The organism is uncultured Pseudomonas sp., assembly GCF_913777995.1.
Lineage (GTDB): Bacteria > Pseudomonadota > Gammaproteobacteria > Pseudomonadales > Pseudomonadaceae > Aquipseudomonas.
In genome coordinates this window covers 172,615-192,949 of record NZ_CAJYVE010000034.1, presented here as the reverse complement: position 1 = coordinate 192,949, position 20,335 = coordinate 172,615, and the positions used below count along the sequence as shown (strand labels likewise).

At 63.9% G+C, this 20,335-nt stretch carries 20 protein-coding genes; all 20 read left to right on the top strand.

The window, feature by feature from the left end; genetic code table 11:
- Positions 1-17: 17 nt before the first annotated feature.
- The 20 genes from QZ497_RS15320 to QZ497_RS15225 all read left to right on the top strand — a co-directional run bounded on the left by QZ497_RS15320 (position 18) and on the right by QZ497_RS15225 (position 20,293).
- Positions 18-1,124, top strand: coding sequence for a type II secretion system protein GspL (locus QZ497_RS15320; RefSeq protein WP_295476568.1), 1,107 nt, complete (start codon positions 18-20; stop codon positions 1,122-1,124).
- Positions 1,121-1,558, top strand: coding sequence for a type II secretion system protein GspM (gene gspM / locus QZ497_RS15315; RefSeq protein WP_295476567.1), 438 nt, complete (start codon positions 1,121-1,123; stop codon positions 1,556-1,558). The genes QZ497_RS15320 and gspM overlap by 4 nt, the downstream gene beginning before the upstream one ends.
- Entirely contained in the window at positions 1,555-2,229 is a 675-nt protein-coding gene (locus QZ497_RS15310) for a hypothetical protein (RefSeq protein ID WP_295476566.1), read from the top strand. Before gspM ends, QZ497_RS15310 begins: the two co-directional genes overlap by 4 nt.
- Positions 2,230-2,443: 214 nt before the next feature.
- Entirely contained in the window at positions 2,444-3,166 is a 723-nt protein-coding gene (locus QZ497_RS15305) for a GntR family transcriptional regulator (RefSeq protein WP_295476565.1), read from the top strand.
- A gap of 68 nt (positions 3,167-3,234) precedes the next feature.
- Positions 3,235-4,554, top strand: a complete 1,320-nt coding sequence (locus QZ497_RS15300) for an FAD-binding oxidoreductase (protein ID WP_295476564.1) — start codon at positions 3,235-3,237, stop codon at positions 4,552-4,554.
- A 221-nt stretch (positions 4,555-4,775) separates the two neighbouring features.
- Positions 4,776-6,104 carry an MFS transporter gene (locus tag QZ497_RS15295; protein ID WP_295476563.1) on the top strand — a complete coding sequence of 443 codons (1,329 nt, stop codon included), beginning with the start codon at positions 4,776-4,778 and terminating at the stop codon, positions 6,102-6,104.
- A 54-nt stretch (positions 6,105-6,158) separates the two neighbouring features.
- The gene (locus QZ497_RS15290; protein ID WP_295476562.1) at positions 6,159-7,061 is read left to right on the top strand and encodes a dihydrodipicolinate synthase family protein; all 903 of its coding nucleotides are present in this window, start codon (positions 6,159-6,161) and stop codon (positions 7,059-7,061) included.
- Between the two features lies 1 nt (position 7,062).
- On the top strand, positions 7,063-8,553 hold the full coding sequence (locus QZ497_RS15285) for an aldehyde dehydrogenase (protein ID WP_295476561.1): 1,491 nt from the start codon (positions 7,063-7,065) through the stop codon (positions 8,551-8,553).
- Between the two features lie 260 nt (positions 8,554-8,813).
- Positions 8,814-9,731: a DMT family transporter gene (locus tag QZ497_RS15280; protein ID WP_295476560.1), complete on the top strand. Its 918-nt coding sequence runs from the start codon at positions 8,814-8,816 to the stop codon at positions 9,729-9,731.
- Between the two features lie 283 nt (positions 9,732-10,014).
- On the top strand, positions 10,015-11,898 hold the full coding sequence (locus QZ497_RS15275) for a methyl-accepting chemotaxis protein (protein ID WP_295476559.1): 1,884 nt from the start codon (positions 10,015-10,017) through the stop codon (positions 11,896-11,898).
- A 366-nt stretch (positions 11,899-12,264) separates the two neighbouring features.
- Entirely contained in the window at positions 12,265-13,041 is a 777-nt protein-coding gene (locus tag QZ497_RS15270; protein ID WP_295476558.1) for an ABC transporter permease, read from the top strand.
- Complete coding sequence (locus tag QZ497_RS15265; RefSeq protein WP_295476557.1) at positions 13,038-13,742, top strand: ABC transporter ATP-binding protein; 705 nt, start codon at positions 13,038-13,040, stop codon at positions 13,740-13,742. Before QZ497_RS15270 ends, QZ497_RS15265 begins: the two co-directional genes overlap by 4 nt.
- Before the next feature lie 66 nt (positions 13,743-13,808).
- On the top strand, positions 13,809-14,570 hold the full coding sequence (locus QZ497_RS15260; protein ID WP_295476556.1) for a glycosyltransferase family 2 protein: 762 nt from the start codon (positions 13,809-13,811) through the stop codon (positions 14,568-14,570).
- Between the two features lies 1 nt (position 14,571).
- Entirely contained in the window at positions 14,572-15,198 is a 627-nt protein-coding gene (locus QZ497_RS15255; RefSeq protein WP_295476555.1) for a phosphodiesterase, read from the top strand.
- On the top strand, positions 15,195-15,839 hold the full coding sequence (locus QZ497_RS15250; RefSeq protein ID WP_295476554.1) for an HAD family phosphatase: 645 nt from the start codon (positions 15,195-15,197) through the stop codon (positions 15,837-15,839). Before QZ497_RS15255 ends, QZ497_RS15250 begins: the two co-directional genes overlap by 4 nt.
- On the top strand, positions 15,836-16,567 hold the full coding sequence (locus QZ497_RS15245) for a glycosyltransferase family 2 protein (RefSeq protein WP_295476553.1): 732 nt from the start codon (positions 15,836-15,838) through the stop codon (positions 16,565-16,567). Before QZ497_RS15250 ends, QZ497_RS15245 begins: the two co-directional genes overlap by 4 nt.
- Positions 16,564-16,884: a hypothetical protein gene (locus QZ497_RS15240; protein WP_295476552.1), complete on the top strand. Its 321-nt coding sequence runs from the start codon at positions 16,564-16,566 to the stop codon at positions 16,882-16,884. The genes QZ497_RS15245 and QZ497_RS15240 overlap by 4 nt, the downstream gene beginning before the upstream one ends.
- A 3-nt stretch (positions 16,885-16,887) precedes the next feature.
- A complete protein-coding gene (locus tag QZ497_RS15235; RefSeq protein ID WP_295476551.1) occupies positions 16,888-18,660 on the top strand; it encodes a hypothetical protein in 1,773 nt (590 codons plus the stop codon).
- Positions 18,657-19,250, top strand: a complete 594-nt coding sequence (locus QZ497_RS15230) for a hypothetical protein (protein WP_295476550.1) — start codon at positions 18,657-18,659, stop codon at positions 19,248-19,250. Before QZ497_RS15235 ends, QZ497_RS15230 begins: the two co-directional genes overlap by 4 nt.
- Positions 19,250-20,293 (top strand): WavE lipopolysaccharide synthesis family protein, encoded by a 1,044-nt coding sequence (locus tag QZ497_RS15225; protein WP_295476549.1) that lies wholly within the window; start codon positions 19,250-19,252, stop codon positions 20,291-20,293. The genes QZ497_RS15230 and QZ497_RS15225 overlap by 1 nt, the downstream gene beginning before the upstream one ends.
- Positions 20,294-20,335: the final 42 nt, after the last annotated feature.

Genomic DNA, 20,335 nt, shown 5'->3' with positions numbered 1-20,335 from the left:
CGCCCCGCGAGACACCTATGCCTGCATCTTTCACTTTTCGGCGCCGCGCTCCCCGCCACTGGCTGCTGGTGCGCCCCGCCGACGACGGCCAGGCCTGGCAGTGGCGACGCCTGCCCGGCCATGAACAGGGCGCCTGGCCACCCCCGGCCGACTATCTGCACGGCGACCGCCATGCGCTGGTGATTCCGGCGGCGCTATGCAGCCACTTTCACCTGGCCGCTCCCCCAGGCCTGAAGCGCCATGAGTGGCCGCTGCTGCTGGAAGAACAACTGCAGCAACCCCTCGACCAGGTGCAGGTGCATGCGCTGTCGCGCCAGGGCCAGTACTTGGAGCTGCTGGTGGTCGACCGGGCATGCCTGCAGGGCTGGCGTGCCGAAGCCCAAGCCTTGGGACTCGACCTTGAAGCGGCCTGGGCCGAAGCGCAGTTGCTCGGCGTGGTGCAGCCCGGCGAGCAGCTTGGCTGGCGGCAGGGCGAGCAGTGTTGCCTGGTCCGCTGCGACGCGCAGGGGCGTCGGCAATGGCTGGTCTGGCCAGACGCCTTCGGTGCCCTGCCGGATGGCTGGCACAGCGCCGATGACCTGCACAGCGGTGCCTGGCCGCAGCCTTGCACCGTGCCGCCACTGTCGGCCAGTTGCCTGGGGGCGCAGCGCCAGCGCCGGCCGATGCAGCTGCCGATCAGCCGCCTGCAACGTCGCCTGCTGACCGGCGCCGCCGTGCTGGGCCTGTGCTGGGCGAGCCTGGCGCTGGTGCAGTGGGTGGGTCAGGTGCCGGCCTGGAAACGCCAGGTCGAAGCGCTCACCGGGCCGGTGAGCAACGTGCAGCAGGCCCGCCGCAGCCTGGCGCGCCTGCAGGCCGAGCAGACCGACTGGCGCATTCGCCAGCAGCAGTTGGTGAGCCTGGAACAGCAGGTTGGGCAGTGGTTGCAGGCGCATCCGGACTGGGGCGTATCGGCCAGTCAGTTCGATGGGCGTACCTGGCGCCTGGTGCTCAACGGCGATCAGGCACCGCCCGCCGAGCAGCACTGGCAGACCCTGGCCGACGCCGGCGGCGCGGTGGCCAGTGCCGAGCGCAGTGAGAACGGCGCCTTGCTTACCGTGCGTTTCGATCTGGGAGGTCAGCCATGAATGCCCTTTTACAGCGTTTTTCCCACGCCTATGTCAGCTTGCCGGCGCCCCGTCGCTATGGCCTGCTGGCCGGCTGGGTAGTGGTGCTTACCTTACTGCTGGTGCTCAGTGGTCGACCGTTGATCGACTACGCCAGGTCGGTGCATCAGTGGCAGGCGCTGGCGCAACAGGCCCAGGCACTCATGCCCGTGGCTGTGCCAGGCGAAGAGCGCTGGCAGGCCCTGGCCAGCGCCCGGGGCGTGACGCTGACCGGCGTCGAGCGGCGCGGCGACGTCTGGCTGCTGCGCGGCGAGGTGGCGCGTGCCGAGCCGCTGGCGCAACTGATGCGCAGCATCCAGGAGCAGGGCGCGCGACCGTTGCGCTGGAGCCTGGAGCAGAGCACCGGCGGGCTGGTGTTCCAGCTCGATGTCGGGCAGGGCGGGCGCCAACCATGAGCCGAAGTCTGTGGCTGGCTGGCGGCCTGGCGTTCGTCTTCACGCTGCTGGCGAACCTCCCTGCCGCCTGGGTGCTGGGAAGTATCGCCTGGCCCTCGGGCTGGCAGGCCGAGGCGCCAGGCGGCACGCTGTGGAGGGGGCGGCTCAGGCGTCTGGGGCCGCTCGGGCCGCTGGCCTGGCAGGTCAGCCCCTGGCGTGGCCACTTGCAGGTCGAAGGCGTCTTTCAGCAGCAGGCCTGGACGCTCAGGGCATCGGGCTGGCCGTGGAACTGGCAGGCCCGCTTGTCTCCCGGCGCGGCGGCGGTCGGTGCTGCCGGTGATTATCTGATCGATGGACGCTGGCAGGGCGAGCTGCGCCTGGCCGGGCAGGGGGGCCGCTGTCTGCACGCCGAAGGGCAGCTGCAGGCCAGCCAGGTGGCGATGCTGACGCCCTGGAACCTGGCCCTGGGCGACGTGCGGGTCACGCCGAGCTGTGCAGCGGGCCTGCAACTGCTGGCGCACATCCAGCGCGCCGGCGAGCACCGCATCGAGGCGCGTCTGGAGCTTGCCAGCCACCGTCTGCGCCTGGACGGTCAGGTGCAGGCAGACGCCGCCCTCCTGCCACCGCTGGCCCAGGCCGGCTGGGTCAAGCCGGGTTCCACAGTGCTCGCGGCGCAACTGCGCCTGCGCTGACTCCACTCCCCCTGCCGTTATCTGGCAACGACACCGACGATTGGTCTTTTCCCCTATTCACTGGCGTTTCAGGGACTTGCCTCGTCCAGGAAAGAAGCGCTCTTGTCTGGCAGCGACATGCGCGGAAAATCCCGTAGACACATTGTCTAACAGGATTTTATATTTTCGTTATTCAATTTGTAGACACAGCCTTTCGGCGCGAAGAATAACGTCCATGAATGCCTGTCACGAAGCGCTTCACAGCACTGCAGACGCGTCCGTCGATCGCAAGGCGGCACTCGTCGATGCCCTGCGCCAGCGCATCCTCAACATGCAACTGGCGCCGGGGCAGGCCCTCGACGAACTGCAGCTGGGCCTGGAGTTCGGCCTGTCCCGTCCGCCGGTGCGTGAACTGCTGCGTCAGCTGGCCATTGAGGGCTATATCGAGCTGGCCGCCAACCGCGCGCCGCAGGTTGCACCCATGGCCCACGAGTCGCTGTGCGGGTTCTTTCGTGCCGCGCCGCTGATCTACAGCGCCACGACGCAACTGGCCGCCAGCCATGCCAGCACCGCCGAGATCGCCGGCCTGAGGACCATTCAGGAACGCTTTCGCCGCGCCATCGCCGAGCACGACGTCGAGGGGCGAGTGCTGCACAACGATGCCTTTCATCTGGAGATCGGTCGCATGGCGCACAACGACTACCTGTTGCCCAGCCTGCGCCGCCTGCTCATCGACCACGCGCGGCTGGGACGCACCTTCTATCGCCATCCCAGCACGCCCGACATGCAGCGCGACCTTCAGCTGGCCTGTGAGCAGCACGACCAGATGATCGAGGCCATCGAGCAACGCGACCCACAGCGCGCCGCCGAGGTGGTACGCGAGCACTTCGAACTGTCGCGGCGGCGTATGGCCGAGTACGTCACGCCACCCTTCGATCCGCCGGGGCGCGGCGGCTGAGCCAGCCGGCCCGTTTTCTTACCTGGTGAACAACCAGACCGTCGAACAATAAAACCCAGGTCCCCGACATGACGAAAGTAACCCACCTGCCCGCCGACGACGCCACCTGTGGCTGGTACCACCTCAGCCGTCCACGGCAGCCTCAGCCCGCGCACTACGGGCACAGTTCCGCGCGCTGGGTGGTAGTCGGTGCCGGCTTCACCGGCCTGGCGGCGGCACGCCAGCTGGCGCTGAACTTTCCGGATGACTCGATCGTGCTGGTCGAGGCCCAGGAGGTCGGCCTGGGGACTTCCGGGCGCAATGCGGGCTTTGCCATCGACCTGCCCCACGACATCGGTGCCGACGACTACATCGGCGACCTGGACACCGCGAACATCAACATGAAGCTCAACCTCACCGGCCAGTCCATCCTGCGCCAGCTGGTGGAGCAGCATGGCATCGATTGCCAGATGAAGGCCTGCGGCAAGTACCAGGCGGCGGTGGAAGACCGGGGCATCGCGGTGCTGGACGCCTATCGACGCGGGCTCGACAAACTCGGCCAGCCTTACGAGGTGATCGACGGCGCAGACCTGCCGGAGCACATCGGTACGCATTTCTACCGCAAGGCGCTGTTCACCCCGGGCACGGTACTGATCCAGCCGTCGGCGCTGGTCAAGGGACTGGCCGACAGCCTGCCGAGCAACGTCACCCTCTACGAACACACGCCGATCACCGACGTGGAATACGGCGACAAGGTTGTCCTGCGCCACGCCAACGGCAGCATTACCGCCGACCGCCTGGTCCTGACCAACAACGCCTTCGGCATGAGCTTCGGTTTCCTCAAGGGGCGCATGCTGCCGGTGTTCACCTACGCCAGCATCAGCCGCGTGCTGACCGAAGAAGAACAGCAGCGCCTGGGTGGCAAGCCCTTCTGGGGGTTGATCCCGGCCGACACCTTCGGCACCACGGTGCGACGCACACCGGACAACCGCCTGCTGATCCGCAACAGCTTCAGCTTCAACCCCGACGGGCGTAGCAATCCCAAGTACCTGAAGCGTTTCGTGGAGCGCCATCGGCGCTCGTTCGCCGCACGTTTTCCGATGCTGCCGCAGGTCGACTTCGAATACACCTGGGGCGGAGCCCTGGCGCTGTCGCGCAACCACATGGGGCACTTCGGGCAACTGGCGCCGAACATTTACGGCGCGCTGTGCTGCAACGGCCTGGGCATCACCCGCGGCACCGTGACCGGCACCCTGCTGGCCGACTGGCTGGCCGGCAAGCGCAACGACATGACCGATTTCCTGCTGGGTTCGCCAGCGCCGAATCGCAACCCACCGCAACCGTTCCTGTCGCTGGGCGTGAACGCCAACCTGATGTGGGGGCAATACCGCGCCGGCAAGGAGAGCTGAGCCGGGGATACCGCTCAGGAGGGGTAGGGCGGCTTGTGCCGCGAACAGGCCAGGATTTACTGGCGAACATGAGGCCGCCTCGCTTGAGGCCGCCCCTACCGCCGCCGAGCAAGGCCCTCGGGCAGTCGAGGACCACAGCGTAGGGAAGTTTCGCGTGACCCGGGTGGCGAGCCCTTCATGCAGGTTCGTTCCCCCGGCTTTTCAGAGTCTGGAGAAAAACAATGACAACGTTCCACACCTCTATCGAGGATGTTCCTCTCAATGCATTCCACAAGCGCCTGACCATTCGCTCGGGCGGTGGCTCGTTCGTGGACGGCTACGTGCTGAGCATCATTGGCGTGTGCATGCTGCAGATGACCGCCGCACTGGGGCTGAGCACCTTCTGGCAGGGCATGATCGCCGCTTCGGCACTGATCGGCATCTTCTTCGGTGGCTTTCTCGGCGGCTGGCTGACCGACCGTTTCGGCCGCAAGCGGATCTTTTTCGTCGGCCCGACCCTGTTCGTGCTCGCCTCGGTGACCCAGCTGTGGGTGGAGTCTGCCGTGGTGCTGTTCTTCCTGCGCTTCATGATCGGCGTCGCAGTGGGTATCGAGTACCCGGTCGCCACCTCGCTGCTGGTGGAGTTTCTGCCCAAGAAATACCGTGGTCCACGCCTGGCGACCCTGACCATCCTGTGGTTCGCCGGTGCGGCCTGCGCCTATCTGTCGGGTGATTTCATCCTGCGTCATGGCGGCGAAGACGGCTGGCGCCTGGTGCTGGCCAGCTCGGCGGTCATCGGCGCGGCGCTGTTCCTGATCCGCCTCGGGACGCCCGAGTCGCCCCGCTGGCTGCTCGGCAAGGGCCGTGCAGCCGAGGCCGAGGCCGTCATCAAGCAGGTGTATGGCCCTGGCTTCTCGTTGCGCAACCTGCCCGAGCAGCCCGAAGAGAAAAAACTCTCGGTGCTCAGCCTGCTGCACTCGGGCTACGGCAAGCGCATGCTGTTCGTCGCCATGTTCTGGGCCTGTTCGGTGATCCCGGTGTTCGCCGTCTACGCCTTCGCCCCGACGGTGCTGGCCGCGCTGAACCTCAAGGGCGACTGGGCGTCGCTTGGCTCGATCGCCATCACGTTCCTGTTCGTGATCGGCTGCATCGTTGCCACCAACCTGATCAACGGCATGGGTCGGCGCAGCATGCTGATCTACAGCTTCCTGCTCTCCGGGCTGGCGCTGCTGGGCCTGGCCGCGTTCCACGACGCCTCCGAAATGCTGGTGCTGACCCTGTTCGGCGCCTATGCGCTGTTCATTGGCGGCGCCCAGGTGCTGCAACTGGTCTACCCCAACGAACTGTTCCCCACCGAGATTCGCGCCTGCGCCGTCGGCGTCGGGACTTCGCTGTCGCGCGTCGGTGCGGCCATCGGCACCTGGCTGGTACCCATGACCCTGGACAGCTACGGCATCGGTTTCACCATGTACGCCGCCGCCGCCGTGACCCTGGTCGGCCTGCTGTTCTCCCTGGCGCTGGCGCCGGAAACCCGCTCGCTCAACCTGCAGCAGGCGTCCTCGCTTACCTGAAAACAACCCGCCGCGCCTACGAGCGCGGCGTCTCAACCTGTGGAGGTTAACCCCGTGAAATTCGAAGGCATCTATACGCCCGCTGTCACCCCGCTCAAGGCCGACGGTTCGATCGACTCGTCGGCCTTTGCCGAGGTCCTGGAATACCTGATCGCCCAGAAGGTGCATGGCATCATCATCGGCGGCTCCACCGGTGAGTACTACGCGCACACCGCCCAGGAGCGTTTCGACCTGGCGGCCAAGGCCAGGGACGTGATCGGCGGCCGCCTGCCGCTGATCGTCGGCACCGGCGCGATCCGTACCGAAGACTCGGTGGCCTTCGCCGCCCATGCCAAGGACATCAAGGCCGACGCCCTGCTGGTCGGCACGCCGCCCTACGCGCTGCCCACCCAGCAGGAGATCGCCATCCACGTCAAGGCGGTGGACCGCGCTGCCGGGCTGCCGATCATGCTCTATAACTACCCGGGCCGCATGAGCGTGGCGATGGACGACGAGTTCTTCGATGCCGTGGCTGACGTGCAAAACATCGTGGCCATCAAGGAAAGCTCGGGCGACATGAACCGCCTGCACCGCACCGCGGTGAAGTACCCGAAGATCGCGCTGTCCTGCGGCTGGGATGACCAGGCCCTGGAGTTCTTCGCCTGGGGCGCGCAGAGCTGGGTGTGCGCCGGCTCCAACTTCATCCCGCGCGAACACGTGGCGCTCTACGAGGCCTGTGTGGTCGAGAAAGACTTCAACAAGGGCCGTCGCATCATGGCCGAACTCATGCCGCTGATGGATTTCCTGGAAGGTGGCAAGTTCGTTCAGTCGATCAAGTACGGCGTCGAACTCAACGGCCTGTCCACCGGTGGCGTTCGTGCGCCGCTGCAAGGCCTGAGCGCAGAAGAACAGGACACCCTCGCCGGCGTCATCGCCACCCTCAAGCGCAACATCGCGCAGATCACCGGAGCTGCCTGACATGGCCGAATTGCTCAGCAAGGAACAGTACAAGGCCCTGGCCGCAGAACTGAAGTTCCCCACCCAGGCATTCATCGACGGTGAGTTCCGCGACGCGTTGTCCGGCGCCACCTTCACCACCACCAATCCGGCCACCGGCCAGGTACTGGCCAACATCGCCGCTGGCAGCAGCGCCGACGTCGACCTGGCGGTGGCCGCAGCCAAGCGTGCCTTCGACGACGGGCGCTGGAGCAAGCTGGCGCCGTCGGCGCGCAAGCACATCCTGCTCGACTTCGCGCAACTGCTGGAAGACCACGCCCACGAGCTGGCGGTGCTGGAAAGCCTGGACAGCGGCAAGCCGATCCAGGAGTGCCAGAACGTCGACGTGCCGGAAACCATCCACACCCTGCGTTGGCACGCCGAGCTGATCGACAAGATCTACGACTTCAGTGCGCCTACCGGTGCCGGTGCGGTGACCATGGTGGTGCGCGAGGCCATCGGTGTGGTCGGCCTGGTGTTGCCGTGGAACTTCCCGCTGCTGATGCTGGCCTGGAAGATCGGTCCGTCGCTGGCCGCCGGCTGCTCCATCGTGGTCAAGCCCGCCAAGGAAACCACCCTGACCGCCCTGCGCGTCGCCGAGCTGGCGCACCAGGCCGGTATCCCGGCAGGCGTGTTCAACATCGTGCCGGGCGGTGGCCGTGAAGTCGGCGAGCCGATCGGTCGCCACCCGGACATCGCGGCGGTGAGCTTCACCGGTTCCACCGACACCGGCCGGCTGTTCCTCAAGTACGCGGCAGAATCCAACATCAAGCGCGTGGTGCTGGAACTGGGCGGCAAGAACCCCGCCGTGGTGATGAACGACGTCGAGGACCTCGACGAAGTGGCCCAGTACCTGGTGGCTGGCGCGTTCTGGAACATGGGCGAGAACTGCTCGGCTTCCTCGCGGCTGATCGTCCACGCCGACGTCAAGGACAAGCTGCTCGAACGCATCAAGGTGCATGTTCGCGACTGGCAGCTGGGCGACCCGCTGGACCCGGCCAACCGCCTTGGCGCGATGGTCAGCAAGGCGCACTTCGAGAAGGTGCGCAGCTACCTGGAATACGCCGTGCAACAGCAACTGCCGGTGGTCGAAGGCGGCAGCACCCGTGACGGCGTGTTCATCGAACCGACCATCGTCGATGGCGTGAAGGCCGACAGCAGGCTGTTCGTCGAGGAGATCTTCGGCCCGGTGCTGAGCGTCACCACCTTCCAGACCCTGGACGAAGCCATCGCCCTGGCCAACGACACCGTCTATGGCCTGGCGGCCTCGGCCTACACCAGCAACCTGCGCAACGCGCTGCGCCTGTCGCGCGAGATCCGCGCCGGTATCGTCACGGTGAACTGCTTCGGCGAAGGCGATGCCTCGACGCCGTTCGGGGGCTATGGCGAGTCGGGTTTTGGCGGTCGCGACAAGTCGCAATGGGCGCATGATCAGTACACCGAGCTGAAGACCATCTGGATCAACGCTCAATAAGGTTTCGGGCCTTCTGGCCCGATTCTGCCGCCCCCAGGCACCACGCGGCCCGTGGGCGGCAATGGCCGGTGTACTTCGGTACGCCGGCCAGCAATATTCTGGCGAACTTGCATCAAAGCTCAGGGAAGAGCCTTTCAATGTTGCGGCGCCATGGCACCAGGCTGTATCGGCTGCCAGACCAGCTTCCGAATGATTGAAATTAACCAGTGCGCAAGCTGGCACAGACCGGCTGCGTTCGCCTTTTATCTGAGTTGACTGCCATGATCGCTTCTTCCAATGTCGCGCAGCCCGCCTGCGCGTCAGTGCATCGCAACGCCCTCGTTTCGGCCCATGTCGCGGCCATCCTGTTCGGCCTCACCGGCATTCTCGGTGCCTTGATCCAGGCCGACTCCAGCATCATCACCTTTGCTCGTGCAGCCTTCGCCGTACTGGCCTTGGGCGCCTTCGCGCAGTTGCAGGGGCGCCCGGTGTTTCGCGGCCTGGACGGGCGCCGGCTCGCTGTGCTGGTCGCTTCCGGCGTGTTCCTGACCTCGCACTGGATCAGCTTCTTCATTGCCGTGAAGGTCGGCGGCGTGGCAGTGGCCACCCTCGGTTTCGCCAGCTTCCCGGCTTTCATCGCGCTGATCGACCGGCTGGTGTTCCGCGAGCGCATCGCGTTCGGCGAGGCGTTGCTGGTGGCCATGGTCACCTTTGGCCTGGTGTTGGTGGTGCCGTCCTTCGACTTCGCCAACCAGGGCACCAAGGGCCTGCTGTGGGGCCTGGCCTCGGGCTTCTCCTTCGCCGTGCTGGCGGTCATCAACCGCCGCTACATCAAGGGCCTGGACTCGATGCAGGTGGCCTTCTGGCAAAACCTCACGGTGTCACTGCTGGTCGCGCCGTTCGTGGTCAACAGCTTGGGTCAGCATGTACTGAGCACCCTGGACTGGATCTACCTGGCGGTCCTCGGGGTGTTGTGCACCGGGCTGTCGCAGTACCTGTTCGTGCGCAGCCTCAAGGTGCTCGACGCCCGCAGTGCCGGGCTGATCATCGCTCTGGAGCCGGTCTATGCCATCGCCTGTGCCTGGGCGCTGTTCAGTGAAGAGCCGTCGCTGCGCATGCTGCTGGGCGCGGCGATCATCATCTTCGCCACGGTGATTTCGGCGCGCGGCAAAAAGGCGGTGGAGGCAAGCACCCACTGATACGCACTGGATTGGTGCCAGCGCTGCGCTGTCGAGGTGCGTGGCGCGCTTATGTGTTGCAAGAAATATCGCGTGCCAGCCTGGGCAAGGATTCGCTCAAGGTGTCTGGCGCGCGCCTTGCATCTGTTGAGAGCCGCTACCCGGCAGATTTTGCGTGCAGGCAAGAGCCGGGTGGGGGCGACCTAACACATTGATTTTTATTTCGAACAGATTGTGCTGACACTAAAGCGCCACTATGTTGCGAGGCTGAGTTTTGTCGTCCGGCTAATCAAGGAGAGTGCCGTTGAAAATCGTTCATAAAGTCAGCATGGCTGCTGCCGCTGTATTGTTTCTGACCACCGGGCTGTTATCGGTCTATCAGGTCACCCAAGTGCGCAATTCGCTGGACCGCCAGGTCTCGGCCAGCATCGCCGAGTCGAGCAATGTCCTGGCCCGGCAGATCGAGAACTGGCTGGGCGCTAAGCTCAAGCTGATGGACCTGATGGTGCAGAACCTCGACACCGACTACAGTCCCGCCCAGGTGCAGCGAGTCATTCACAGCCCGATCCTCATCGATGAATTCATCATGATCTTCGGTGCCCTGCAAAGCGACGGAAAGCCCATCGCCAACCTGTCGTCATGGAAGCCCAAGGCCGACTGGGACGGCCGCACGCGACCCTGGTACGCGACCGGCAAGAACGCCGACAAGGCTGTACTGAGCGACCCCTATATCGACTCGACGACTCAGGAGACGCTGATTTCCGCCGTGGTACCGCTGCGTGACAAAGGCCAGTTCCTGGGCGTAATGGGCGGCGACATTCGTCTCAAGGCCATCAGCGACGCGATCAACACCCTGGATTTCAATGGCGCCGGTTACGCGTTCCTGCTCGACAAGAACGGCAACATCATTTCCCACCCTCGAACCGAGCTGAATGCCAAGCCCTACACCGAGCTGTTCGCCGGCCAGCAGCCCGCGCTGAGCGGCGGCCTGCAGTCGGTCAAGGTCGACGGCAAGACTTTGCTGGTGTCCTTCACCCCGTTGACCAACCTGCGCGGCGCCACCTGGTACATCGGCGTGGTGCTCGACGAGGACATCGTGATGGCCGAAGCCAACAGCCTGAGCCTGTGGGCCGCCATCGCCACGATGCTGGGCGTACTCATTAGCCTGGTGCTGCTGAGCACCTTCATGAAGCAACTGCTCAAGCCACTGGAACTGCTGCAGCGCTCGATCAAGGAAGTGAACAGCGGCGAGGGTGACCTGACCCGCCGCCTGCCTGCGCAAGGCAACGACGAAGTGGCGAGCGTTTCTCGCGAGTTCAATACCTTTCTGGAAAACCTGCAGGGCCTGATCGGCCAGGTGCTGGGCTCGTCCCGGCAGGTTCGCGAGAGCACCGTGGCGACCTCGCACGAAGCCGCCCAGGCCGACAGCCGACTGCAGCGTCAGTTGCAGGAGCTGGACCAGCTGGCCACCGCCATGCAGGAAATGTCCTCGACCGCCGACGACGTGGCGAGCAACGCCCAGGCCGCCGCCCAGGCCGCGCTGGCGGCCAACCATGAAGCCGAAAGCGGCGAGCACGTGGTACTGCGCTCCACCGAAGCGATCCGCCACCTGGCGGCGGAAATGGAAGAGGCCGGCCAGGCCATCCTCGACCTGGCACGCTTCAGCGACAACATCGAGTCGATCCTGTCGGTGATTACCAGCATTGCCGAACAGACCAACCTGCTGGCCCTCAATGCCGCCATCGAGGCCGCGCGGGCGGGTGAGTCAGGGCGCGGCTTCGCCGTGGTGGCCGATGAAGTGCGTACCCTGGCTTCGCGCACCCAACAGTCGACCCAGGAAATCCGCCAGATGATCGACCAGTTGCAGTCCGGTGTGCATCAGGCCGAGACGCGCATGCAGAAGAGCCGCGACAGCGCGAGCAGGACCGCCGAACAGGCCGGTGCGGCCAACGACATGCTGGCGCGCATCCGCGAAGCGATTCTGCGCATCAACGACATGAACACGCAGATCGCCGCTGCCGCCGAGCAGCAGAGCGCGACCACCGAAGAGATCAACCGCAACACCACCAACATCCGCGACCTCAGCCACGAAGTGGCGGCCGGTACCGAGGAGCAGGTGCGCCAGTGCTCGATGATGGTCGAGCAGGTTCAGCAGCAGAGCCACCTGTTGGGCCGCTTCAACGTCTGAGGCATCAGGGTCGAGTGCGGCGACGACGTTCCTGGGGACGTCATCGTCGTACATTCCTCGGCCTGCCGCAGGTGTTCGCACCGGGTTAGCCGTTCGGCAATCGTTACCTTGTCCAATCGCAGAGCTTAATTGCAGGCGTTTCCTACACGTTGTGGTGAGGGCGCCTGACATTCGTCTTTTCAGCCATCCCCGATCATAGCGATACCCGACTGTTTATAACCGTTTGTGTCCAGGTGTTCCCGTCTGTAAGCCGGTCAAGCCAGGCAAACGGTTAGGCGCTGTCTGTTTATCCGTCGTGTACGAATGACCCGGGCGGTCTTTGCGGGCCGCGTCGCAGGTCAATGATCATTGCTTGGCTGGAACACTATGTCTTCATGCGTAAAGCCTGGTTTCACGCTCTGGCGAGACCTGGTCATCAATCTCGTCTTCAAAGAAATCAGAGTTCGTTACATGGGCGCGACCCTGGGATTCTTATGGTCCCTCGGCAATCCGCTGGCCGTAACCCTGACTTACTACCTGGTCTTCACTTACATCCTGCCCAGCGCTCAGGAGCGCTTCGCGCTGCACCTGATCACCGGGCTGGTGCACTGGATGCTGCTCACGCAGATGCTGTCGCAAAGTGGCGAGTGGCTGACCGGCAACGCCAACCTGATCCGCAAGCTGCGTTTCCCGCGCATCCTGCTGCCAGTGACCGGTGCGCTGACCATCCTGGTGTTCTGGCTGGGGGTGATGCTGATCTACGCGGCGCTGTTCCCCTTGCTGGGTGGTGTTCCCAGCCTCGCCTTGCTGGTCTATCCACTGATTCTGGCGTCATTCATGGCCTTGCTGATGGGGCTGGGGCTGGCCCTCAGTGTCATCCAGATCACCGTGCGCGATGCCCGGCACCTGGTCGAGGTCTTCGTACCCCTGCTGTTCTGGATGACACCCATCGTCTGGGTCGCCTCGTCGTTGCCGACAGCGGTTGCCAAGTGGATGGCGTTCAATCCGCTGGCCCCTTATTTCAAGAGTTTCAAGGCCATTCTGCATGAAGGGGTGATGCCATCTGCCGGCGACATCGGCCTCTGCGTGATGCTGGGAGTGACCAGCCTGCTGGCCGGGCTGCTGGTGTTCAGAAAAGCCGACAGCCAGGTGGAGTACCTATGAGCCAGAGGGTCATCCAGGCGCGCAACCTGTCCAAGCAGTTTCTGCTACGGCATAACGGTGGTGGGCTCAAGCAGAAGTTCCTCGGGCTGTTCGACAGCCGTCATCGTGAACGTCATGAACGATTCAACGCAGTGGATGACGTATCGCTGACCCTGAACAGGGGGGAGTCGCTGGCCTTGATCGGCCATAACGGTTCGGGCAAGAGCACCTTGCTGCAACTGTTGTCCGGCATTCTGCTGCCGACCTCGGGCACTGTCGTGAGCAGCGGCCGCGTGGCGCCGCTGATCGAACTTGGGGTGGGCTTTCATCCCGAGCTGAGCGGTGCGGAAAACATTTATCTGAACGCCAGTCTGTTCGGCCTGAGCAATCGCCAGACCCGTTCACGCTTCAACGACATCGTCGATTTTTCCGGCCTCGACCGCTTCATCCATACCCCGGTCAAACATTATTCGTCAGGCATGTACATGCGCCTGGGCTTCTCCGTCGCCGTGCATGTGGAACCGCAGGTACTCCTGGCGGATGAGGTCCTGGCCGTGGGCGACGAGGATTTCCGAAACAAGTGCCATGAACGCATTCGGGCCCTGCAGAGCGAAGGCATGGCCCTGATTCTGGTGACCCATGCCATGGAGGAGGGGCGCAGTTTCTGCCAGCGCTACATCACGCTTGAGCACGGTCGGATGGTCGATCAGGGCTCTTTCTGAAGCTCAACTTCCACAGGTTGAGCATTTAAAACCGCGCCGCTCAATGAGCGACAAAGAGTAATCCGCATGTTGCAAATCATCGTTCCCATGGCAGGTGCCGGAAGTCGCTTCGCGGCTGCCGGGTATCAGGATCCCAAACCGCTCATTCCCGTGCACGGCGTGCCGATGATCAAGCTGGTAATCGAAAACCTCACGCCCTCATGGCCCCATCGTTTCATCTTCGTCTGTCAGGCCGAACATGTCGCCGCCTATGGTCTTGAGGAACGACTCAAGGTCTGGGCGCCAGATTGCGCGATCGTCGAGCTGCACGGCCTGACCGAAGGGGCTGCGTGCACCGTGCATGCCGCCCGGGACGTGATCGACAGGTCGCAGCCGGTGATGATCGCCAACAGTGACCAGTATGTGGACCTGAAGATCGACGACTACCTCCAGGCCATGGACGACAAAGGTCTCGATGGCCTGATCATGACCATGAAGGCCGATGACCCGAAATGGTCCTTCGTAGGCTTCGACGGCCAGGGGCTGATCGACCGCGTGGTCGAAAAACAGGTCATTTCCGACGAGGCCACCGTGGGTATCTACAACTTCCGCAGTGGCGCCCAGCTGCTCGATGCCATCGAAGCGATGCTACGCAAGAACCTGCGGGTCAACGGCGAGTTCTACGTGGCCCCGGTGTACAACGAGATCATCGCTCAGGGCGGACGAGTCAGTCATTACAGCGTGGGCCATGAGGGCCAGGGCATGCACGGCCTGGGCATACCGGCCGACCTTGACCACTTCCTGAGCCTGCCCGTCAGCCGCCGGGCGACGGCCACGGAGGCGGACTGACATGCAGATCCTCAGCCATCGCGGCTATTGGCGACATCCCGCCGAGCGAAACCAGGCGATGGCCTTCAGGCGCTCGTTCGACCTGGGTTTCGGCACCGAGACCGACGTGCGTGACCTGGCAGGCCAACTGGTGATTGCCCACGACATGCCCGGCGGCGCCGAGATGACCCTTGATGAGCTACTGCAGCTCATGGCCGGCCGCAACCTGCCGCTGGCCATCAACGTCAAGGCCGACGGCCTGGCCGAGGCCCTGCAGGCGACCTTTGCCCGGCATGGTCACGACAACTGGTTCGCATTCGACATGGCCGTGCCCGACATGCGCCGCTACCTGCAGGCGCGCCTGACCACCTTCACGCGCCTGAGCGAGGTGGAACCGTCTCCTGCCTGGCTGGAACAGGCGTGTGGGGTATGGCTGGATGCCTTCGAGGACACATGGTTTTCCAGTGAATTGATCGACGACCTGCTGGCCGCCGACAAGCAGGTCTGCGTGGTGTCTGCGGAACTTCATGGTCGCGACCCGGAGCCGCTGTGGCGGCAACTGCGACCGCTCAACACCAGGGAGGGCCTGATGCTGTGCACTGACCGGCCCGAAGAAGCCAATCGTTTCATCAAGCAGGAGCGACAATGATCAAGGCCATCATCTTCGACATGGACGGCGTGCTGATCGAGGCCAAGGAATGGCACTACGATGCCCTGAACAAGGCCCTCAACCTGTTCGGCTACCACATCAGCCGCCACGAACACCTGACCGCGTATGACGGGCTGCCGACCTCGCGCAAGCTCGACATGCTCAGCGTCGAGCACGACCTGCCAGTGGCGCTGCATCCTTTCATCAATGAGATGAAGCAGCAGTACACCATGGAAATCGTGCATGCCCAGTGCAAGCCGACCTTCGTGCACCAGTATGCGCTGTCCTCGCTCAAGCGCATGGGCTATCGCCTGGCGGTGGCCTCCAACTCGATCCGCCATACGGTGCAGGTGATGATGGACAAGGCCAACCTGGGCCAGTACCTCGACTTGCAGCTTTCCAACGAGGACGTCGCCAGGGCCAAGCCGGCGCCGGATATCTACCTCAAGGCCATCGAAACACTGGGGCTGACGCCACAGCAATGCCTGATCGTCGAGGACAACGATAACGGCATCAAGGCTGCCAAGGCCTCCGGTGCGCATGTGCTGGTAGTTGGCGAGACGACCGACGTCAACCTCAGCAACATCCTGGGCAAGATTGCCTCCATCGATCCTCAGCCGCTCAGGGAGGGCCGCGCATGAGCGCATTGAACATCGTGCTGTTATCCGCCCTCGCTGGTGAGAGCTGCGAGGAGCATGGTCCGTATCCCGACTACCTGGCCGAACGCAGCGGCAAGCCGCTGATCCAGTCATTGATCGACGACTGCGCCGGGCTGGAGCCCGCGCGGATCATCTGCACCTTCACCGATACCGATATCGCCCGGTTGCACCTGCGCAACATGGTTCAGCAGATGCACCCGGCGGCCAGTGTGCTGCCGGTTCATGGCATTACGCGTGGCGCGGCCTGCACCGTGCTGCTGGCCAGCGAGCAGATCGACAACCAGGATGAGCTGCTGATTCTCAGCACCAGCGACCGGGTGGAGATCGATCTCGAGGACGTACTGGGCGGGTTGCGTGGCAATGGCAACGACGCTGGCGTGGTGATCTTCCGCTCCCTGCACCCGCGCTACTCTTTCGTGCGCCTCGATGCCGACGACCGAGTCGTCGAAGCGGCCGAGAAGAACCCGATCAGCCCGCATGCGATAGCCGGTGTCTACTGGTTCCGCCACGGCGCGGCCTTCGTGGCGGCTGCCAAGGAAATGATCCGCAAGGATGCGCGGGTCAACGACAGCTTTTTCATCGCTCCGGTACTCAACGAGCTGGTGTTGCAGCATCGTCGTATCGGCGTCTATCGCATCGAGTCCGCTCGCTACCATCCGCTGAAGACCGCCAGCCAGCTTCAGGCTTTCGAAGCCGGGAGTGCCCGATGAAAACTGCCCACTTGCACGACATGGTAAAGGGCTGGTTCGTGGGTGATTTTCACCCCGTGGCCCTGCGTTCCAGTGCCTGCGAGGTCGCCATCAAGCACTACCAGGCCGGTGATCGCGAGGCGGCCCACTACCACAAGGTGGCGACCGAGGTGACGGCGGTGGTGTCAGGCTCGGTGCGCATGGCTGACCGCGTATGGACGGCGGGTGACATCATCGTGCTTGAACCTGGGGATGTCACGGCGTTCGAGGCGTTGGTCGATACCGTGACCGTGGTGGTCAAGGTGCCGGGCGTGCTCGACGACAAGTATGTGGTCTGACCGATGAAGACCATCCATCTCCAGCATCATCGGCGCCTGGGATACCTGTCGACAGAGCAGTTGCGCGTTCTGCCGCAGCCCCTGTCACTGGAGCCTCCCTGTGCCCGGCTGGTGTCTTTTCGTCGGCCTGTTGTGGGCAAGCCCGATCAGGTCATCCGCAATGTCCATGCGGCCATGCGTGTGCAGATTCCTGGCGCCGGCAGTGTCTGCTTTCACAATGTGCAAAGCGACTCGCCACTGGCGCCCTTGCTGCTTTGGGATGCCGCGCATTTCCTGGCCGTTGGGGAACACATCACGCTCGTCGAAGACACCCCGACCGGGCATTACCTCGATCGCGCGTATTTCGCAGAGGGCCTCGAGCCGGTGGCGCGCTCGGCGTCGTCAGTGACCTACCGCAAGGTTGCCAGGCTGCTGGCCGAAGGCGACGATGACCTGGATCACTGGACCTTCGGCATTCCCGTCGGTCCCGAAGACGCGACCATCCTCAATGCGGTGGTCAGGCGCATCCTGGAGCTCGACATTCCTCACAAGGAAATCCTGCTCTGCGGCACCCCGGGCAGCAATTTTGCCTACCCAGACCAGGTGCGTCTCGTTGGGCAGAACATTGCCGCACCACCTGTGCAGATCTGCAAGAAGAAAAACCTCCTCGCTCGAGAGGCGCGCTACGACAACCTGGTCATTCTGCACGACCGGGTATTTCTGCCACGGCACTTCGGCGACATGGTTCGCCGATTCGGTCCGCGCTACCCGCTCATGACCCTGCAGAGCCTGTTTTTCGACAATCCCTGGAGCCTGTATCCGCGACGCTATTCGGACCTTTGTGTGGGGATGGGGGATGTGGCTGGCGGCTTGCAAGGCTTGCCACGCCGTGGCAAGAGCACCGCCACTATCGTCCCAGCGTTGTTCGGTGAGGTGGAGAGAACGGGCTTTCCATACGCCAACCCGATGCGCTACAGCAAGGACCAGAGCTACCCCACCGGCAGCCTGTACATCTGCCGCAAGGACGTCTGGAATGCCTGCCCCCTGGATGAGGACCTGCACTGGACAGAGTTCGAGGATGTCGAACATGGGATTCGTGCTTCACGCATGGGCATCCCGAACCGGATCAACCCTTATGGGATCAGCCAATCGATAACTTCTCGTGCCTTGCTGGGCGGGGAAAACCTGGCACAGGGTATCGATGGCGGGTTCAGGAAGGCGGGGCCGTACAATCTTTCGCTGCTGAAGAAGAAACCCTTGCTCAGAGTGCCTACCGACGTGGCGCTGGCCAGGCTGCGGCAGTTCGAGTCGCGCTACGCCTTCGATCCCGCCGTGCTGGTGACCCCCACCGGTTTGAAGCGTGTACCTGCCCGGGAGTGGGTCGAGCTGATCAATCGGGTGATCCAGCGCACCGCCTTCAGTAATGAACTGCAGGCCGTGCGGCAATTCATCGCCGATTTCGAGAGGCTGGTGCTGTTCGATCAACTGCCGGAGATCCGCCGGGAGTATCTGACTCTGCGCTTTCTGGAAGACCCCGTACAGGCCAAGCAGCACCTCATCTGCGAAAGCGGTGAAATCCGCAACATGCTCTGCCAGCGTGCCAGGCAGAGCTGGTTCGCCGACGACCTGCAGGATTTCTTCCACCCCCGGTGGCGGGCCTCGCCTGGCATCCTGATATCCGCCTTGCGCCTGTATCTCGATCGCAGCCGATTGTTCTATTTCCCTGGCTTCGGCTCGGCGATCAAGGCGATCTACAACTCCACCCCTTTCAGGTCCTACGGGCGGGAACAACCGTGAACATTTTCGCTGTCTCGTATCCGGCTCCGGCTGTCCGCGATCCGGAACTGGTCCGCCAGTTGTCAGGTATCCGCTTCTCGCGCCACATCACCACTCCGGTGATCGTGGTCGACGACCGTCGGGATCTGGAGAAGCTCGAGGCGGACGGACCTGGTGTCAGCCATGTGCGTTTCAGCCTCGACCTGTTCATTTCCCGCCGACATCTGGAAACCGTATCGATGAACAGGATCGCCCGGCTCATGGACCTGGTCGACGTCGACTGGGTGCTGGTGGACCTGGGGCATCACCCTCCGGCAGTCTGCAGCGACTTCGTTCACAAGCTGGCGCGCTACAACTTTCTCAACACCGGCCTGCGCCAATGCAACCTGGTGTTCCTGATGCCGGGGCTGTTGCTCTGTGCCAATGCCCGGTTGCTCAACGAGACCTTCAACAACCGGCCGGGGCGCGGCGACGCAGCGTTCCAGGCGCGCCAGCTGCGTCGGTTGTTTCTGGTGACCGACGTGCAAAGGGTGCCCTGGCTGTCAGCCTGTGTGCGCAGGCTGAAGGCGCGTTGCCCCGGCCTGTTTCGACGTCTGCTTGGAGGTGGCTGATGGCCGCACCGGTCTCTCCTGTCGCGGTCGATTCTGCCCTGATCAGCGTGGTGATCCAGGGCCCCCTGTGTCGTGAACTGGGCCAGGAACGCAATATCCTTTCCTGCATCGCCTCGGTGCGTCGGCATCTGCCCCAGGCCCGGATCGTCGTTTCGACCTGGCGGGGGGAGGACACCGCGGGCCTGGAAGTCGAACAACTGGTGCTGCTGGACGATCCGGGTGGTTTGCGCGATGTCTCGGGCAACCCGGTGAACACCAATCGGATGATCCTTTCCACACGGGCCGGCATCCAGGCCGCCGACCGGCCCTATGTGATGAAGCTGCGCGCCGACCACAACCTGCGCAGTGCAGCCCTGGCGGTGATCGGCCAGCCAATACCGGTCGCAAGCGATGGGCTGAGCCTGTTCGATGCGCCCATTACCCTGACCAACCTCTACATGCGTGACCCCGAGCGGGTACCCATGCTGTTCCACCTCTCCGACCTGGTGCAGTTCGGCACCCGGGAAGCGATGCTCGCCTTGTGGAACCAGCCGCTGTTCGCCGAGCGCGAGCTGCTTCACCCCGGCCCGTCACGCAACCCGTTCGGCAACTTCCTGGGTTACTCGGCCCTGCGCATGATTCCCGAGCAGGCGCTGCTGCTGGGCTGCCTGCGCCAGCGCGGTATACATCTGACGCTCACGCACCCCTGCCGGGTGCGCCTGGCCCCTTTGAAGTTGTGGGATACACTGCTGACGCGCAACTTCACCGTGCTCGACCATGCCCAGGCCGGTGTGGACTTTCCCGAGCGATTCCTGGCCCATGAAGCGGTGCTCAGGACCCTGTACACCCCGCATGCCATCGCCCGGCTGGCCCGGCGCGAGGGCCAGGGCTGTCGGTTGAGGCTGCTGAAAATCTGGGTCAACCAGCACCTGCTCAGCTTCACGCGGCCCGGCTGGTGGGTGGCGCTGGCCTCCATGGTGCTGTTCAACATGTCGCCGGCCTTGGCGCGGCGGTTGCGTGCCGGCTGGCGCAAGGCCAGGGGCACGGGAAGCGACGCTGGATAGCGGGTCATGGGCAAGGCGCTGTACAAAACCCAGCACATAGCC

What these genes read in the sequence shown, in the direction of transcription:
- QZ497_RS15320 (WP_295476568.1), top strand. Translation starts at nt 18, where the DNA reads ATGCCTGCATCTTTCACTTTTCGGCGCCGCGCTCCCCGCCACTGGCTG.
- gspM (WP_295476567.1), top strand. Translation starts at nt 1,121, where the DNA reads ATGAATGCCCTTTTACAGCGTTTTTCCCACGCCTATGTCAGCTTGCCG.
- QZ497_RS15310 (WP_295476566.1), top strand. Translation starts at nt 1,555, where the DNA reads ATGAGCCGAAGTCTGTGGCTGGCTGGCGGCCTGGCGTTCGTCTTCACG.
- QZ497_RS15305 (WP_295476565.1), top strand. Translation starts at nt 2,444, where the DNA reads ATGAATGCCTGTCACGAAGCGCTTCACAGCACTGCAGACGCGTCCGTC.
- QZ497_RS15300 (WP_295476564.1), top strand. Translation starts at nt 3,235, where the DNA reads ATGACGAAAGTAACCCACCTGCCCGCCGACGACGCCACCTGTGGCTGG.
- QZ497_RS15295 (WP_295476563.1), top strand. Translation starts at nt 4,776, where the DNA reads ATGACAACGTTCCACACCTCTATCGAGGATGTTCCTCTCAATGCATTC.
- QZ497_RS15285 (WP_295476561.1), top strand. Translation starts at nt 7,063, where the DNA reads ATGGCCGAATTGCTCAGCAAGGAACAGTACAAGGCCCTGGCCGCAGAA.
- QZ497_RS15280 (WP_295476560.1), top strand. Translation starts at nt 8,814, where the DNA reads ATGATCGCTTCTTCCAATGTCGCGCAGCCCGCCTGCGCGTCAGTGCAT.
- QZ497_RS15270 (WP_295476558.1), top strand. Translation starts at nt 12,265, where the DNA reads ATGTCTTCATGCGTAAAGCCTGGTTTCACGCTCTGGCGAGACCTGGTC.
- QZ497_RS15265 (WP_295476557.1), top strand. Translation starts at nt 13,038, where the DNA reads ATGAGCCAGAGGGTCATCCAGGCGCGCAACCTGTCCAAGCAGTTTCTG.
- QZ497_RS15260 (WP_295476556.1), top strand. Translation starts at nt 13,809, where the DNA reads ATGTTGCAAATCATCGTTCCCATGGCAGGTGCCGGAAGTCGCTTCGCG.
- QZ497_RS15255 (WP_295476555.1), top strand. Translation starts at nt 14,572, where the DNA reads ATGCAGATCCTCAGCCATCGCGGCTATTGGCGACATCCCGCCGAGCGA.
- QZ497_RS15250 (WP_295476554.1), top strand. Translation starts at nt 15,195, where the DNA reads ATGATCAAGGCCATCATCTTCGACATGGACGGCGTGCTGATCGAGGCC.
- QZ497_RS15245 (WP_295476553.1), top strand. Translation starts at nt 15,836, where the DNA reads ATGAGCGCATTGAACATCGTGCTGTTATCCGCCCTCGCTGGTGAGAGC.
- QZ497_RS15240 (WP_295476552.1), top strand. Translation starts at nt 16,564, where the DNA reads ATGAAAACTGCCCACTTGCACGACATGGTAAAGGGCTGGTTCGTGGGT.
- QZ497_RS15235 (WP_295476551.1), top strand. Translation starts at nt 16,888, where the DNA reads ATGAAGACCATCCATCTCCAGCATCATCGGCGCCTGGGATACCTGTCG.
- QZ497_RS15225 (WP_295476549.1), top strand. Translation starts at nt 19,250, where the DNA reads ATGGCCGCACCGGTCTCTCCTGTCGCGGTCGATTCTGCCCTGATCAGC.